Source organism: Gelidibacter salicanalis (genome assembly GCF_016469035.1).
GTDB classification, from domain to species: Bacteria; Bacteroidota; Bacteroidia; order Flavobacteriales; family Flavobacteriaceae; genus Gelidibacter; species Gelidibacter salicanalis_A.
Window position 1 is genome coordinate 46028 of record NZ_JAEHJZ010000007.1, and the last position, 17488, is coordinate 63515.

Annotated in this window: 15 protein-coding genes; 10 read left to right on the forward strand and 5 right to left on the reverse strand. The window is 37.7% G+C overall.

The annotated features are described in order from the left end of the window. Positions 1-2 precede the first annotated feature (2 nt). Positions 3-2417: a zinc-dependent metalloprotease gene (locus JEM65_RS04400; protein ID WP_199597467.1), complete on the reverse strand. Its 2415-nt coding sequence runs from the start codon at positions 2415-2417 to the stop codon at positions 3-5. A 110-nt stretch (positions 2418-2527) separates the two neighbouring features. On the opposite strand from JEM65_RS04400, the gene prfB reads away from it, so the two are divergent. From prfB to JEM65_RS04425, 5 genes are all read left to right on the forward strand, one after another. Then, positions 2528-3638, forward strand: a protein-coding gene (gene prfB / locus JEM65_RS04405) for a peptide chain release factor 2 (protein ID WP_199597469.1) whose coding sequence is annotated in 2 segments (ribosomal slippage) — positions 2528-2590 and positions 2592-3638 — 1110 coding nt in all. Because the reading frame shifts where the segments join, the coding sequence is not laid out codon by codon here. Between the two features lie 33 nt (positions 3639-3671). After that, positions 3672-4289, forward strand: a complete 618-nt coding sequence (locus JEM65_RS04410) for an HAD family hydrolase (RefSeq protein ID WP_199597471.1) — start codon at positions 3672-3674, stop codon at positions 4287-4289. Between the two features lie 75 nt (positions 4290-4364). Continuing rightward, positions 4365-4706, forward strand: coding sequence for an arsenate reductase (glutaredoxin) (gene arsC, locus JEM65_RS04415; protein WP_199597473.1), 342 nt, complete (start codon positions 4365-4367; stop codon positions 4704-4706). An 81-nt stretch (positions 4707-4787) separates the two neighbouring features. Continuing rightward, positions 4788-5207, forward strand: a complete 420-nt coding sequence (locus tag JEM65_RS04420) for a hypothetical protein (protein WP_199597475.1) — start codon at positions 4788-4790, stop codon at positions 5205-5207. Between the two features lie 6 nt (positions 5208-5213). Then, positions 5214-7670: a TonB-dependent receptor domain-containing protein gene (locus JEM65_RS04425; RefSeq protein WP_199597481.1), complete on the forward strand. Its 2457-nt coding sequence runs from the start codon at positions 5214-5216 to the stop codon at positions 7668-7670. A 63-nt stretch (positions 7671-7733) separates the two neighbouring features. Here JEM65_RS04425 and JEM65_RS04430 read toward each other — a convergent pair whose 3' ends face one another. Beyond that, positions 7734-7925 carry a hypothetical protein gene (locus tag JEM65_RS04430; RefSeq protein ID WP_199597483.1) on the reverse strand — a complete coding sequence of 64 codons (192 nt, stop codon included), beginning with the start codon at positions 7923-7925 and terminating at the stop codon, positions 7734-7736. Between the two features lie 95 nt (positions 7926-8020). Next, positions 8021-8662: a peroxiredoxin gene (locus JEM65_RS04435; RefSeq protein WP_199597484.1), complete on the reverse strand. Its 642-nt coding sequence runs from the start codon at positions 8660-8662 to the stop codon at positions 8021-8023. 308 nt (positions 8663-8970) lie between these two features. Between JEM65_RS04435 and fumC the strand changes: the two genes are divergently transcribed. Both fumC and hutI read left to right on the forward strand, forming a co-directional pair. Then, positions 8971-10368, forward strand: a complete 1398-nt coding sequence (fumC, locus tag JEM65_RS04440) for a class II fumarate hydratase (RefSeq protein ID WP_199597486.1) — start codon at positions 8971-8973, stop codon at positions 10366-10368. Between the two features lie 129 nt (positions 10369-10497). Then, positions 10498-11748, forward strand: coding sequence for an imidazolonepropionase (gene hutI, locus JEM65_RS04445; RefSeq protein WP_199597488.1), 1251 nt, complete (start codon positions 10498-10500; stop codon positions 11746-11748). A gap of 93 nt (positions 11749-11841) precedes the next feature. Here hutI and JEM65_RS04450 read toward each other — a convergent pair whose 3' ends face one another. Then, positions 11842-12735, reverse strand: a complete 894-nt coding sequence (locus tag JEM65_RS04450; RefSeq protein ID WP_199597490.1) for a chromosome partitioning protein ParA — start codon at positions 12733-12735, stop codon at positions 11842-11844. Between the two features lie 114 nt (positions 12736-12849). On the opposite strand from JEM65_RS04450, the gene JEM65_RS04455 reads away from it, so the two are divergent. The 3 genes from JEM65_RS04455 (at position 12850) to JEM65_RS04465 (ending at position 14864) form a co-directional block, all read left to right on the forward strand. Next, positions 12850-13881, forward strand: coding sequence for a formimidoylglutamase (locus JEM65_RS04455; protein WP_199597492.1), 1032 nt, complete (start codon positions 12850-12852; stop codon positions 13879-13881). Further along, the gene (locus tag JEM65_RS04460; protein ID WP_199597494.1) at positions 13868-14161 is read left to right on the forward strand and encodes a hypothetical protein; all 294 of its coding nucleotides are present in this window, start codon (positions 13868-13870) and stop codon (positions 14159-14161) included. The genes JEM65_RS04455 and JEM65_RS04460 overlap by 14 nt, the downstream gene beginning before the upstream one ends. A 223-nt stretch (positions 14162-14384) precedes the next feature. Beyond that, positions 14385-14864, forward strand: coding sequence for a GNAT family N-acetyltransferase (locus JEM65_RS04465; protein WP_199597496.1), 480 nt, complete (start codon positions 14385-14387; stop codon positions 14862-14864). Positions 14865-15741: 877 nt separating this feature from the next. Here the strand turns inward: JEM65_RS04465 and JEM65_RS04470 are convergent. Continuing rightward, complete coding sequence (locus JEM65_RS04470; protein ID WP_199597498.1) at positions 15742-17439, reverse strand: hypothetical protein; 1698 nt, start codon at positions 17437-17439, stop codon at positions 15742-15744. Positions 17440-17488: the final 49 nt, after the last annotated feature.

The window sequence follows — 17488 nt, forward strand, 5'->3', positions numbered from 1 at the left end:
TTTTATTTTGAATTATAATTACAAACATCTGCTCCTATAGGCGATCCATCGGGAATACGCGGTGCGGTTTCTAATTTAAATTTTTCAGGATGTTCGCGCAGCTCAGAAATTAATCGTCCGTATTGGGCAGCATAAATTGGTGCTACTTGCTTTTTATCATTTAAACTTCTAGATATAGCGTCAATAGCCCCATTTGCTTGTGCCTGTACCTGAAAGGTAGCTGTATCAGAAACGGCAAGGTTCATGATATATTTTAACACATTCACATTGATGGATTGCTGTGCCTCATTTAAATAATCGTCCTTATAGCTTTTAGCAAATGTACTCTCAATGAGTTGACGAAGCACCTCGTAGAGGCCTAATTGGTTTTTATCTAAACTTTTTTGCTGTACGAGTCGGTTGGCGCGCTGCGGACTCAACAACAGTTCCAATACCATATCACTAGCAGTTGCTGGAGCACTTAATGCATCAAAAGAAACGCCTGTCTTTCCAGAAAATGATTCGCGAGATTTCCCGTAACCAAAGGCCCTCGGTGGAAACAAAGCTAGTTTATCTTTAGGAATGGCCAAGGTTTCAGCGCTTATAGAATTCAACAATGCACGCAACGCCTCTTTTTGAAGATTTGCCTCTAAAACTCTCATAATGAGTTGGCCGTCGCCTTTAACAGCATAATTATAGTCCAATCCGCCTATTAATTTCGACGTGGCTTCTGTTTGATATCTGTGTAAGAAATAGAGCGGCACAAATACATCTTCCAGCACAGAATACGGTTCGTAAGTGCGGATGTTGTCCTTCGAAAAGTTGGAGATGGCTCGAGCGCGTACGTTTAAAACACGTTCCAATTCCTCAGAAGCACTGCTACCGTTGTCCCATAAATGCGCAAAAGCATGAGCACCGCCTGAAGCTCGTGCGTCTGAATCAGAAATAAAGCGCAGGCCTTTAACCTGTGCTTGCTTCAAAATCTCACGCAAAGCTTCCTGTTCATCCGTGTCCTCCTCGAATTCAGAATAACTGTAAGCCACAGTGATCTTATCCCAAATTCCAATGCCATCGGTATAGGCGTTATCTAAACTGATGGTCCCATCTTTTAAACTAATCTTAGGATGCGGATAATCCATTACCGAGGCATCCGACGTGCTACTTGCCGCAAAATTATGTGCAAACCCAAGGGTATGCCCTATTTCGTGTGCGCTTAACTGGCGGATTCTTGACAGCGCCATTTGTAACATGGGTTCAGTATTAGCATCAGAGTTTGCAAAGGGTTGGTTTAATACCGCCTGTGCAATCATAAAATCCTGACGGATACGCAAACTGCCCAAACTCACGTGACCTTTAATAATTTCTCCTGTTCTAGGATCAACAACGGATGCCCCGTAACTCCACCCTCTTGTAGAACGGTGCACCCACTGAATCACGTTGTAACGACAGTCCATAGGATCAGCATCATCGGGTAACATTTTAATTTGAAAAGCATCTTTAAAACCAATCGCTTCATAAGCGTCATTCCACCATCTCCCCCCTTCCAACAATGCGGTCCGCACTGGTTCTGGTGTACCTGGATCTAAGTAATAAATAATGGGCTCAACCGCTTCGCTCATTGGGAGTTCAGGGTTTTTCTTTTCCAATCGGTGTCTGATAGTAAACCGCTTCACAATAGGCTCTTCAATAGGTGTGGCATAGTCCATATACGATATTGAAATGGCGCCACTACGCGGATCAAAGGTCCTAGGTTTATAATTATGATCCGGAAGTTCAACAAATGAATGGTGTTGAATAACGCTTATTAAGGACGATGTAGGCGTCACGCTTTTTATATGTCGACCTTTGGCTTCTCCGTCAAATGTTAACAGCGCTTCAAACTCTACATTTTTAGGAAATGCTTTGGTGCGCTCTAAGGACAAGGCACTTTTAGAAAGATCTAACTTATAGGTACCCTCATTTTGAGATTTCAGTCGGTCTGCCACACCATGGGCATCCTGCATCAAAAATGGCGTCAAATCGATGACATAGTTTCCGTTAATAGTATCTTCAATCTTAAAACCAAACAAAACAGATGTTGCAAAGGCTTGCTCGATACTTTTCTTTTCCAGTGCATTTTCTGTAATGGCCCTGAAATTCTGATTGGGCTGCACCAAAAGCAACTTATTGCCAGTTTTTATAAATTTCACAAGGCGTTCGGAGCCTAATTGTCCTCTATCTAACCCAATGTCATTAGAACCAATACCACTGGCCAAACTATTCACATATAAAAACTCATCGTCGAGATTTGCAACCTCCAAATAAATTTTATCCTGCTGTTCTTCATAATAAAAATCAAAAAACCCTGTATAGGGTTCAACTTTTTTCTTCTTTAATACTTGTGAGAATGAAGACGTTGCAAATAAAACGAAAACGCAAAGCAGGGTGTATTTTTTCATAGCTGAGAATTAGCTCATAAATCTACATAAATTAACTTGAAAAATTAATCCCTAAATTTCTTTATCTCTCCTCAGTTTTAATGATATATTTGTAAAAAATTCACACTATTATGACTACATCTGATCAAATTAAGGGTCTTGTAGAACGCCTTGGAGCGTTGAGGAGGTATCTTTGACGTTGATGCCAAAACTATTGAGATAACAAACGAAGAAGAACAAACTTTTGATCCTAATTTCTGGAACGACTCTAAAGCTGCTGAGCTGGTGATGCGCTCCATTAGGGAGAAAAAAAGTTGGGTTCAAGATTATAATACTGCCAAAACTCTAGTTGAAGATTTGGAGGTGTTTTATGAATTCTATAAAGCCGAAGAACTTTCAGCACAAGAATTAGAGATGCATTTTAATAAAACTGTAGCCCACATTGAGAAGCTAGAGTTTAAAAATATGCTTTCTGAAGAAGGCGATAGTTTAAGTGCCGTACTTCAAATTACTGCCGGTGCTGGTGGTACAGAATCCTGTGACTGGGCAAGTATGCTTATGCGCATGTACTTGATGTATGCAGAGAATAGCAGTTTCAAGGTTAAAGAACTGAACTATCAAGAGGGCGATGTTGCGGGGATCAAAACCGTAACCTTTGAAATTGATGGTGCTTTTGCCTTTGGTTGGTTAAAGGGTGAAAACGGCGTCCATAGATTGGTGCGGATTTCTCCATTTGACAGTAATGCCAAACGCCATACCAGTTTTGCTTCTGTATATGTTTATCCGCTTGTGGATGATACCATTGAAATTGACATCAATCCTGCAGATATTGAAATAACCACCGCGCGCTCTAGTGGTGCTGGTGGGCAGAACGTCAACAAAGTGGAAACCAAAGTACAGCTGACCCATAAGCCTACGGGCATTCAAATTTCCTGTTCTGAAACGCGTTCACAACACGACAACAGATCAAGAGCCATGCAAATGCTTAAATCGCAGTTGTATGAAATTGAACTTCAAAAGCAACTGGCACAGCGTGAAGACATTGAAGCTGGAAAAATGAAGATTGAATGGGGTAGCCAGATTCGTAACTACGTGATGCATCCTTATAAATTAGTCAAGGATGTCAGAACCGGTCATGAAACTGGAAATGTAGACAATGTAATGGACGGTGAGATTGACGAGTTCCTAAAAGCCTATTTAATGATGATGGGACAAAAGGATGAAAATCCGAATGAACTTTAATCTATCTTAGCGTCATCAAAATATAGAAATCGAATGAAAACAATTGATACAATTATTTTTGACTTAGGAGGTGTTCTTATTGACTGGAATCCTGAATATGTTTATCTAGACGTTTTTGATGGCGATCGGGAAAAAATGCAACAATTTTTTGATACGGTGTGCACCCACGATTGGAATGAGAACCAAGATGCAGGCCATCCATTGGCACAAGCTACTGAAGAACGCGTGGCCCTCTTTCCTGAACATGAAGACTTGATTAGAATGTTTTACGGTCGCTGGGAAGAAATGCTGGGAGAAGCCATTGAAGGTACCGTTGCCATTTTGAAAAAACTGATAGACAACAAAGATTACAAAGTGGTGGCATTGACCAACTGGAGTCATGAAACCTTCCCTATCGCTCTTGAGAGATTCGACTTTTTACATTGGTTTGACGGCATTTTAGTTTCTGGCGAAGAAAAAACCAGAAAACCCTTCAAAGACATTTACGAATTGACCTTGAGTCGTTTTGATATAGAAGCGAAACGTTCCGTTTTTATAGATGATAATCTTCGAAATATCATTGCTGCCAAAGACATGGGCATCAATACCATTCTTTTTAAAAATCCAGAAAAATTGGAAGAAGAATTGAAGGCGCTCAATATTATCCTCTAAAGCTTCCTCAATTATCTTCTCGTGGTTGATGCGATCATTTTGTTTAACTTTGGTCTTTCTTTAAAACCAAGAGCAATGATTTCAATTTATCACAATCCGCGTTGTAGCAAATCAAGAGAAGCTTTACAACTACTTGAAGCCAATACATCAGATTTTAAGGTTATCAAATACCTTGATGATGTATTGACCGGAGAAGATCTAGAAAATATTATCAAGTTATTGGGTATTACACCTATCGACCTCGTTAGAAAAAACGAGGCAGTTTGGAAAGAAAACTTCAAGAATTCAAACCTTACCGATACAGAGATTATTGCTGCTATGGCAAAACACCCCAAACTCATTGAGCGTCCAATAGTTATTAATGGCAACAAAGCCGTTATTGGTCGGCCTCCGCACAGTATCCTTGACATCCTTTAAGGGTAGCTTTAACACAACTTTAACCAAACCTCATTAAACCAAGTTCTATTTTTGCAATCTCACTAACAAACCCACTTTAGTATGGTTGCAAAATTAGTTAAGGTTACCCTTTTGATGCTTGTTTTAGGCGTCACTCCCGCTTATGCCCAAAGCAAAGATGCGATGGAAAAAGAGCGGGAAAAGTATATGGAAAAGCAAATGGAACAGTACAGAGATCGTGTAGATACATTTGTCAAGCTGCTCAATGTTGATGATTTTAAAGCACAAATCATCAAACAAAAAATTGACGATTTCTACCAAAAGCGAAATCAAATCGCATTTTCTGAAAAGCATCAAGAACTTGAAAAAGAACCATTAATAGAGCAGTTAAAAATTTCACATTTTGCTGATGTCAAAGAGCTTTACACAGAAGAAACCATCGCCTCAGTCCTGCGCTTTGTAGACGATAATAAAGCTGAAATAAAAAAATTGCAAAAAACCAAAACCAAGAAAAACAACTAAACACTAATGAAACTGATTTCCTACGCATTTACCCTCCTTTTTTTATTTACATCACATCTCATTTCCGCACAACAAGAGATTAGTGTGACTGGCGTTGTCATGGACAATGATGTCAATCAACCTTTAGAATATGCTACTATTGCATTTTTCAGTAAGTCAGAAAATAGAATCGTGACTGGTGGTATTACCGACCTCGATGGTAAATTCGATATTAAAGTACCCAAAGGCACCTATGATATCTCTATAGAATATATTTCCTACGGTACTAAAAATATTCCAAATAAAACCATTAACAAGGATATCGACTTAGGTGTTATGGGCATTGCCATTGATGCGCAATCCTTAGGTGAAGTTTCTATTATTGCAGAACGCACTACTGTAGAGATCAAATTAGACAAGAAGATTTATAATGTAGGACAAGACCTTACTGTTAGAGGAGGTACTGTAAGTGATGTTTTAGACAATGTTCCTTCAGTGTCTGTAGATGTTGAAGGTAATGTCTCTTTAAGAGGAAATGATAACGTGACCATATTAATCAACGGTAAACCTTCCGGATTAGTCGGTCTTAACTCAACAGATGCATTGCGTCAATTACCAGCGGAGTCTATTGAACGTGTGGAGGTGATCACGTCTCCTTCTGCACGTTATGATGCTGAAGGAACTGCAGGTATATTAAATATTATTTTAAGAAGAAGTAAACTTCAAGGTTTTAATGGTGCCATTACTGCAAACGCTGGATATCCTGCTACCGCTGGGCTTTCTGGAAACATTAATTATAGAACTGGCGATTTCAACTTTTTTAATACAACAGGATACAGTTATAGAGAATCTCCGGGAAAATCATTTACTGAAACACAGTATTTTAACAGACAATTTGATGAAAATGGGAATCTTATAATTGATAATCCTGATACGTTTCTCAATGAAAATCGTGAAACAGATAGACAGGATAAAAACTTCACAACCAATATAGGATTGGAATGGTACATTACAGATTCAGCTTCTTTAACAACATCAGTTGTTTATAGAAATAGTGATGAAGAAAATAGTACCTCCAACTTTATTAAGGAATTCAACGCAGCTGGCGATATATTGAATGAATCCACACGATTTGATCCGGAATTTGAAGACGATAAAACCATCCAATATTCGGTAAACTATGATAAACAGTTTGGTGGCAATAGTCAGCACAAGCTTACTTTTGACTTTCAATACGAAACTAGCGATGAAAACGAACGCTCTATAATATCTCAAGATGGTGATGCTGCTGAACGCGTCAAAACACTACAGTCTCAAGATGAAATATTACTGCAATCAGATTACGTGTTACCCCTTGGAGAAAACAGTCAATTTGAACTGGGCTATCGTGGTAATTTTAATGAATTGGACACAGACTACAGTTTAGAATTTAATGATGACGGTGAGTTTGTTTTGGACACAGACGTGAGTAACAACCTGATATATAGAGAATACGTAAATTCTGTTTACTCTCAATTTGGCAGTAAAATAAAAAGTAAATTTTCTTATTTGTTAGGCCTTCGTATGGAATCGACCAGATTAACCATTGATCAGTTAACCAGTAACGATTTTCAAAGAAAAAATTATTTAGATGTATTTCCTACAGTTAATTTAGGTTATGAAATTAATGAAAATCAAAGTTTACAGTTAGGCTACAACCGCAGAATCAGTAGACCAAGATCCCGATTTATCAATCCATTCCCTTCCAGAAGTAGTGCAACAAACCTTTTTCAAGGTAACCCAGACCTTAACCCTAGTTATTCCAATAAAGTGGATTTAGGGTATTTAAATAAATTTGGGAAATTAACCTTAAACAGCTCCCTGTACTATCAGCGCGCTACAGATGTTTTCACTTTTATTTCAGAAGATACTGGTGAGGTTGCCATGATCAACGGAACAGAATTTCCCATTATACGTCGTACACCAATAAATCTTGCTACTAATGACCGTTTTGGTTTTGAGTTTACACTGACTTACAGACCATCGAAAGATTGGAATATTAATGGTAACTTCAATTTATTTCAATCTAATACTGAAGGGTTTTATAACGGATTTGATTATGGTGCAGAGAACTTAAGCTGGTTTGCAAGGTTGAACAATAAATATACACTTCCTGGTAATGTTGATTGGCAAACACGTATTTTTTATATGGGACCAAGTGAAGATGCTCAAAATAAAAGAAAAGGGATGTTCTCTACAGATATGGCATTCAGCAAAGATTTATTTGACGACCGTGCTTCTATAGCATTTAATGTCAGCGATTTATTTAATACTAGAAAACGTAGTATGGAATCTTTTACCCCAACATTCAATAGTAATGCAGAATTTCAGTGGAGACAGCGCAGTTATAATATTTCTTTTACCTACCGTTTCAATCAACAAAAGAAACAGCAGCGCAATAATGAACGCAACAATGGTGGAGATGACATGGATTTTGAAGGATAAAACCTCACAATTAAAGCATAAAAAAAGCGGTCTCATATAGAAACCGCTTTTTTATATCGTTAATTATAATTGATCTAAGCTTGTCGCCTCTCTTTTTGCTTTGCGCTCTGCTTTCATTTCTTTAAAACGTTCCATTGAAGAACCAAAAATCCAGTAAGGAATAACAAAAGTCATCAAAAATATCATCAGCCAGAAACCGATGGTTAAAATTGTCAAAAACGCTAAAAACCCTAAATATTGGTCAAATGTAAACATGCTGAAAGTTATTTTTAATAATTGAAACAAAGATATAAGAAAGGATTGTGTTATACAATACCTTAATTAACTTTTATTAACAAGGTTGTTAAGACTTAGTTTTTGCTAGGTTGCGGCGTCATTCTTAAATAAGGGCGCAATTCAGTAAACCCTTTTGGGAACAGTTTTGTTGCCTCTTCATTGCTTACAGCCGGAACAATAACACAGTCCTCCCCATCGTTCCAATTGGCCGGTGTCGCGACTTTTTGATAGGCAGTTAATTGTAACGAATCAATGACGCGCAGTAATTCATCAAAATTTCTACCCGTTGAAGCAGGATAGGTAATTGTTAATTTAATGGTTTTGTCTGGTGCAATCACAAAAACTGATCTTACCGTGTGTTTACTATCGGCATTGGGATGGATCATATCATATAAATTTGATACCTTATGATCCTCATCAGCAATGATTGGAAAATTTACCGTGGTATTTTGAGTCTCATTAATGTCCTTAATCCAATCCTTATGAGATTCCAGTCCATCAACACTAAGTGCAATAACCTTGGTATTACGCTTATCAAATTCTTTTTTGTATTTGGCTACAGTACCCAGTTCTGTGGTACAAACGGGCGTATAATCAGCAGGGTGCGAAAATAGAATTCCCCAGCTATCCCCTAACCACTCATGAAAATTAATATCTCCTTCTGTGGTCTGTGCATTAAAATTTGGAGCTTCATCACCTAATCGAATCGTTTTCATAAATATCTTATTTTTTTAGTAATTAATAAAACTAAAGATAGGGATAATTGCCAAGGATTATTATGAAGGAATTGTTAATTAAACTTTGAAAAGGCTAAATTAACTTTAGAAAAGGTAATTGAAATAAGCAAGAATACTATAGACTTATTTGTCTTTTTCCCTTAAGCTTTTAAAACTTTAATAATTCGTCGCGCTACTCACTATTATAAGCGGTTCTATAAATTACACATAAAAATTAAACCTTTAAACTGCTCTTAAATCCTCCTCAAAATCTTAACTTTGTAAAGGTAATTAATCATCAAAAAATTATGGAATACAGAATTGAAAAAGACACAATGGGAGATGTTAAAGTCCCTGCAGACAAACTTTGGGGCGCACAAACTGAACGTTCCCGAAATAATTTCAAAATAGGTGCTCCTGCATCCATGCCTTTAGAAATCATTCACGGTTTTGCTTATCTTAAAAAAGCGGCCGCTTATACCAATTGCGAATTAGGGGTTTTACCTGAAGAAAAACGCGATTTGATTGCGCAAGTATGTGATGAGATTTTAGAAGGTCAACATGATGATCAGTTTCCGTTGGTAATTTGGCAAACGGGTTCTGGTACACAAAGTAATATGAACGTCAATGAAGTCATTGCCAATAGAGCGCAGCAATTGGCAAATAAGAACATTGGCGAAGATGAGCCAGTCATCAAAGCGAATGATGACGTTAACAAATCACAATCGTCCAACGATACCTTCCCAACGGGAATGCACATCGCTATTTATAAAAAAGTTGTTGAAAACACCATTCACGGCGTGATTCAACTCCGCAATACACTCCATAACAAAGCTGGCGAATTTAAAGATGTTGTCAAAATAGGACGCACCCACTTAATGGATGCCACGCCCATTACACTCGGCCAAGAAATTTCTGGTTATGTGGCGCAACTGGACTATGGATTAAAAGCTTTACAAAACACCTTACCACACTTAAGTGAGGTTGCTCTTGGTGGAACAGCAGTAGGTACGGGATTAAATACCCCAAAAGGCTACAGCAAACTGGTAGCAGAATATATCGCAAAATTTACGGAGTTACCCTTTGTTACAGCGCCTAATAAATTTGAAGCTCTTGCTGCGCATGACGCTTTAGTAGAAACACATGGTGCCTTAAAGCAATTGGCGGTAAGTTTGAATAAAATAGCCAATGATATCCGTATGATGGCTTCTGGTCCAAGAAGCGGAATTGGTGAGATCATAATTCCGGCCAATGAGCCCGGAAGTTCAATCATGCCTGGAAAAGTCAATCCAACACAATGTGAAGCATTAACAATGGTCTGTGCGCAGGTCATGGGCAATGATATTGCCGTAACGGTTGGTGGTACGCAAGGCCATTATGAATTGAACGTTTTTAAACCGATGATGGCGGCAAACGTGTTGCAATCTGCCCAACTTTTAGGAGATGCCTGTAGAAGTTTTGACGAGCATTGTGCCCAAGGTATAGAACCTAACCACGATGTTATCAAACATTTGTTGAATAATTCCTTGATGTTGGTAACTGCCTTAAACACAAAAATTGGGTATTATAAAGCGGCAGAAATTGCCAACACAGCCCATAAAAACGGCACGACTTTAAAGGAAGAAGCCATCAATTTAGGGTATGTTACTGCAGAAGACTATGACGCATGGGTAAAACCTGAGGAAATGGTTGGAGGACTTAAATAAACCCTAACCAATAGCGTTTTCAAAAATTATAAAGCTATTCGAATTCTATAAAAAGCAAGTTAATTTTAATAACTTGCTTTTTTTTATTTCATTTTTTTTCAATTTCAAGTTCAATTTCAAATTCATACTATGTCCATACTCATCAAAAATATTAAGGAGCTGCTTCAAGTTAGGCAAACCAACGTCACGATAGTTAAAGGCGAAGACATGAAAACGCTTCCCACCCTTAAAAACGCGTATCTCATTATTGAAAATGACACCATTGTAGAATATGGACCGATGTCAGCATATACAGAGTATGAAGCGGACGAGGTTATTGATGCTGCCGGAAAAATGGTGCTTCCTGCTTGGTGTGATTCCCATACCCACATTGTGTATGCTGGAGACCGCTCCCAGGAGTTTGTAGATCGTATTAATGGGTTGACCTATGAAGAAATAGCAGAACGTGGTGGTGGCATCCTAAACTCTGCTGAAGTCTTGCAAAACACGTCGGAGGAAGACTTATACGAACAATCCTTAAAGCGTCTGAACAACGTCATGCAGTTAGGTACAGGTGCTATTGAAATAAAATCTGGCTATGGCTTAACGGTTGAAGCGGAATTAAAAATGCTTCGTGTTATCAAACGGTTAAAGAAAGAATCGTTAGCTGTCATTAAAACCACCTTACTCGCTGCCCATGCTGTGCCCAAAGACTATAAAGATAACAAGACAGGATATGTTGATCTGATCGTATCTGAAATGATTCCTGAAGTTGGAAACGCTAAACTTGCCGATTACGTGGATGTGTTTTGTGAAAAAGGGTATTTCAATTTGGAGGACACTGATCGTATATTGGCTGCGGGTAAAGCGCACGGCATGATCCCTAAAATCCACGTCAACCAATTCAATGCTTTTGGAGGCGTCGCACTTGCGGTAAAACATAAAGCCCGTTCTGTAGACCATTTAGAGGAAATGAGACCAGAAGATATAGAAGCCTTAAAAGGCAGTGGTACGATGCCGGTCGCACTTCCCTCCTGTTCCTATTTCTTGAGCATCCCCTATTCGCCTGCACGGCAAATCATTGATGCTGGACTTCCATTAGCTTTAGCAACTGATTATAATCCCGGCTCTACACCAAGTGGCAATATGAACTTTGTAGTAAGTACGGCTTGCATTAAAATGAAGATGACACCTGAAGAGGCTATTAACGCCGCAACCATCAATGGTGCCTATGCCATGGGTATCTCCAATCAATACGGTAGCATCTGTAGAGGAAAAAAAGCAAATATCATAATCACCAAAGAAATTCCGAGTTATAACAATCTTCCTTATGCTTTTGGTGATAATCTAATTGATACGGTAATCGTCAGAGGGAAAATCTTAAAAAAAGAGAGGTCATAGAAAACCCTGTATATCCCGATTTTAAACCTTAAATTTCATAAAAAAACCCGAAAATCAAATGACTTTCGGGTTTTCTTATAATTATAATAGTGACTATTCTAAGGTGAATTCAGTACTAGAAATTAATTCTTTTTTATTGAACACATTCACTGTGTAACGCCCTTCAGCAAATTCGCCTCTTGGAGAAACAAACTCACAGATGTTTAAGTTTCTATTTTCGTAATTAAATTTACTAACGATACTGTAATTTAAAACAGTTTCACCAAATTGAATTTGTTCATTGGCACCTAAAACATTATCCTTCGGATCCAATACTTGTACATACAATTCTTTATCGCCTGCACCAACTAAGGTGTTTTTTGCAACCGTATAACAAATTCTGATTTTATCACTACGACGCGCTCTTTCCGTAGGAATTAATTTTCCTGAGCTTCTTTCAATGACGCCAAATGCCTTTAAACCTACAGTCTGTAAAACCGCGGCATTTTCAACCACAGTAGCTAACTCCGTATTTTGAACCAACAAAGAATCGGTAAACATATTACGTTCAGCCAACTTAACATTGGTACTATCTAAAGAGGTCGCCAATAGAGAGTTTTCAATCTTCAACTTATCATTTTCAGTTAAAAGGACATTCATTTCCTCCTGTAATGACAAATATTTCTTTTTATAACTCCAGAGGCTGTTAACACTGTTTTGAGAAATTTTTAAAGAATCCATTAATCCCTGAATTCTATTTCTGGCGTCCACTAAATCTTGGTTTGCCACCTTGTTCTCACCTATGGCAATATCATATTGTTTTGCCATATTATTCAAATCTGTCATGACCAATTGTTTCTCCTTGGTCAAGGTCGCTTCATTTTCTTTTTTCTCATTGTATAATTTGGACGTATAAAACCCTGTTCCAATAAACAAGGCCAATAAGATGCCTAAAGCAATTTTTAATCCGGTATTTTTGTTACTATTGGTACTACTTGAACTTTCCATAAGTTTTGTTTTTAGTTATTGATACTTTAATTACACTGGTTTTACTATGTTTTTAACGATAGAAATAAATATTAATGTATTTTTAATACTTCAAATTTAAAATTAAACTCCACAATGAACAAACTTGTTCTATTTAAAATAAACGATTTAGATAAGTTCTTAAAAAAAAGACCAAATGAATCCAAGTTTGGAGAACATATTAAATTACTTTCCAACACTACCAATATATACGAATCTTTAAGAACTTTAGACGTTGCCTACGTTATATTTGGTATTCCAGAAGATATAGGGGTTTTTGCCAACTACGGCAATCGAGGTACGGCAAAAGCTTGGGATGCCACTTTAAAGGTCTTATTAAATATCCAAAGCAACGTCCACACCAAGGCTAGCAAAGTTTTGGTATTAGGACATTTGGATTTTTCAAAAGAGATGGGCAAAATTGATCAGCTCGATAGTTCTGATAAGAATATTGAGAAAGCCAGAAAATTGACTGAAAAAGTTGACCGTCATGTGACGGATTTGGTACACGCCATTGTCAGCGCCGGTAAAAAACCAATTATTGTTGGTGGTGGTCACAACAACGCCTATGGAAATATAAAGGGTACATCTTTAGCACTCAAAAAACCAATTAACGTTGTTAATTTTGATGCCCATTCTGATTTTAGAAAAGAGGAAGGCAGACATAGCGGCAATGGGTTTAGTTATGCTTACGCCGAGGGGTTTTTAAAAAACTATTTTATTTTCGGTTTGCACGAAAACTACACCTCAAATCTAATTTTCAAAACCTTGGATAAATTTAAAGCTTTAAAGTATAATACGTTCGAAGCGATCACTATAAGGAAAGATAAAAAGTTTAAATCAGAATTAGAGCGCGCGGCAAAGCACGTTACAGAAAAGGCTTTTGGTGTTGAAGTAGATTGTGATGCCATTAAATACATTCCTAGTAGCGCCATCACACCAAGTGGTTTTAGCGTTAAAAAAGCAAGGGCTTTTGTGACCTATTTTGGAAATCAAGAAAACGCTGCCTATTTACATATTTGTGAAGCCGCACCAACGCCTGACACCGAAGTAATTGTGGGAAAGCTGATTACCTATCTTATAACCGATTTTATAAGAGCAAATCAATCTATCTATGAAACTAAATAGACAATATAGTATCGATTTATGGTTATTTATTGGAAGTATTATGGTGCTGTTATATCTATTATTAATGACAATAATGTTTGATAAAGACTATAGTAATACTGGCCTAAGAGCCATTATGGAAATGATAACAGTCCCTATTTTTAGCATAGGTACCTTCATTCCTGTGATTGTTATTTTTAGGGGTATTTCCAAAAAAACCGAAAGTAAGAGTTTAGCCATCTTGACCATGCTTTTCTCGTTATTGACTGCCTTCTTAATAGGCTATACCACTTTATTATAATGCATTAGTGTCCGACAAAGACTTAAGACCGCTGCGCTGAAAGACATAAGACATAAGACTTGATTCGCAAACATTTGAAAATTAAGCCCATCTGATTTTCATTTTTAAGCTCAAAAACTAAAACGCCCTTTAGGGCTTTAGCAAGGTGATATATTTTTAAATTTCCCTGACAGCTTGCTGCTGTTAGCAAAATCAAATTGTATAAGATTTTAATCGGACAACAATGATTATAATGACTGAAATTGTTCCCTTTGAAAAGAAATATTCAAAAGATTTCTACGCACTCAATATGGAATGGCTTCAAACCTTCTTTATTGTTGAACCTTTTGATGACGAGGTATTAACTAAGCCAGAATTTTATATCATTGACAAAGGTGGACACGTGTTTTTCGCAAAACTCAATCATGAAATTGTTGGCACCGTAGCCTTGATGCCAACCAAAGATCCTCAGGTTTTCGAACTTACCAAAATGGCAGTCTCCCCAAAACATAGAGGCTTTAAAATAGGACAATTGCTAATGCAGCATTGCATTGTTTTCGCGAAATCAAATAGTGTCACGTCACTTATCCTCTATTCCAGTACTAAACTTGAGAACGCTATTTACATTTATAAGAAGTACGGTTTTGTGGAAGTTTCTTTGGAACCCAATTGCATATATAAACGTAGTGATATTAAAATGCTTCTCAGATTGAATGAGCATTAAGAATTAAATTTTGAAGAATCTCTTTACGAAGGTCAACTCTTTATTGATTTTATGGATTACTCCAGACGTCGGAATGACAAAAATGACAAAGTCGAGAAGGAATGATATTCATACATTTTTGTCATGTCGAATGCAATGAGACATCACATTATCCAAGTACATTCGATGACAACGGCTATGGGATTCCTCCTGACGTCGGAATCACAACATTCAGTCGGAATGACAGAGACATAGTTTGTCATGCCGAATGCAATGAGACATCCCATAACCCAAATACATTCGTTGACAACTGTTATGGGGTTCCTCCTAACGTCGGAATGACAGCATTGAGACGGAAGGACGAATCATGGATTGTCATGTCGAATGTAATGAGACATCACATAATTGTTATTCCATAGTGTCGCAACGGTTATGGGGTTCCTCCTATAGTCGGAATGACAAAATTGATACGGAATGACGAATCATTGGTTTGTCATGTCGAATGAAATGAGACATCACATAACCCATGTACATTCGCTCACAACTGTTATGGGATCCCTCCTATAGTCGGAATGACAAAATTGATACGGAATGACGAATCATTGGTTTGTCATGTCGAATGCAATGAGACATCACATAACCCAAATGCGTTCGATGAGAACTGCTATGGGATTCCTCCTAACGTCGGAATGACAATGTTGAAAAGGAATGACATTCATACATTTTTGTCATGTCGAATGCAATGAGACATCACATTATCCAACTACATTCGATGAAAACTGTTATGGGATTCCTCCTGACGTCGGAATGACAAAGTCCAATCGGAATGACAATATTGAGTCGGAATGGTAAAGTCCAATCCGAATGACGAATGGTTGTAAGAATGAGAAGTCTTAAATTAATTCCCAACCGAATTCAATGAGTCAATTTTACGCTGTAACTTTTCAATTTCTTGAGCATTTTCATTGACTTTAGGAATCGCTCTAATAGAATCCATTTCCATTTGCATCAAATCCAAATCTGAGGTTTGTTTCTCATCTTCATAAAAGTAGCCAATACCTTCGCTAGCTCTCCATGCTTCATTCAGTTGATCATATATCATTTTATCCCATGTACTTGGACGTTTAACATCAATCCAAATCACATCGCGATACTCACTGTCAATCAATGCCAAATCTGGGGTTGCTGACCCATCAAATTTTTCTGAGCCATCTTTTACCGCAGACACCGTTCCTAAGAAAAACATCCGTCTGCGGCCAGCAATATCTTTTATATAAGGTCTGAATTCTACTGGCTTATTAACAGACCAATCATATTCCTTGCGAGACTCAATTATTTTTAACGGCATTGCAGAAACGCCAGCATAACCTTGTTTCTTAGCAGCATGATCATAATAAAACAATTTATTCGTGCCGTCTGCAGGCACAAATACACTATAGGTCAAACTGGTGCGCTCGTCTCCGATAGGCTCTAATCCGAACCAATGGTACAATCCGCTATAGGCCTTAGCATCCACCGACGAAAAATCAAAATCGGTAACAAAAGGCTGCTGATTCTGATCTTCTGGCAAATCTGGAATTTTTACAGCGGTTTCCATTTTCCATGGTAACGGATCCGTAAATCCGCCTAAGAATTTTAAGGACTCCGCTTGTAATCTGGATACTTTTTCAGATAGCGTGTTTTGTCTGGTTAAAAATGGATAATTTTTCATATTATCGGGGCTGACATACGTGCCTTTTCCAATTAAAACCCGCTCCATATAGTCGTTAAAATCGTGCTCGCCACTATCTATAATCATCACACCACCAAAAGTTGGATAAGGGAAAAAGAAACCTTTCCACTTAATTAAGCTCACGACTTCCACCCATTTTCCGGAATCATTTTTCATATAAAAGGTATCGCCCGGCTCCATATTGAAGAGTTGCCAAATATTGAAACGCTGCACCACTGCGTTATAGGTGTTTCTGCTAAATTTTAAAGATTCGCCAATAGAAAACGTTACTGGAATACGGTTCTCATTGGAGAATCGAGGAAATGGTGATGTACTGGATACAGCAAAGACTTCCTCTGTATTCTCACTGATTTGCTGCATGGTATATTTCTCGGAAGGCTGGATAGCCATGGTCCATTTGTTTTCACCATCTACTCTTACCAAATGGGGTAAGGACACATCTTTAGTCTCTCCAACCGATTCGTTGGCCATTGAATAAATATTACGCAACGGTTGAATGCGTTCATTTTGGGTAAGCGGCAATTCATTAATTTGAACTTTATTTAAGTTGTTAAATACATTGTAGGTTTTTACATAATCGTACATTTTAAAATGCCCGCCAATTATATATAACAGTCCAAAGAACAAAATCAACAAAGCTAAAATTCCGATGCGTCGTCCCACGCTGGCTGAGTTCCTAAAGCTTCGCAATCCGAAGAACAACACCAAGCTTATCACGAGAATCACGAAAATATATTTCCTCATCCATAATAGAAATGGCTGGTAATCATCCCGAAGAAAAAACAGTAATAGCACCAAAACCAAGGCGGCAATAATGGTGATTGATTTTTGTCTACTCCCTCTATTCCAATAATTCTTTATCATAATTACACTGTTCTTTTAATAAACTTAATTAAAATATCAAACTCAAACC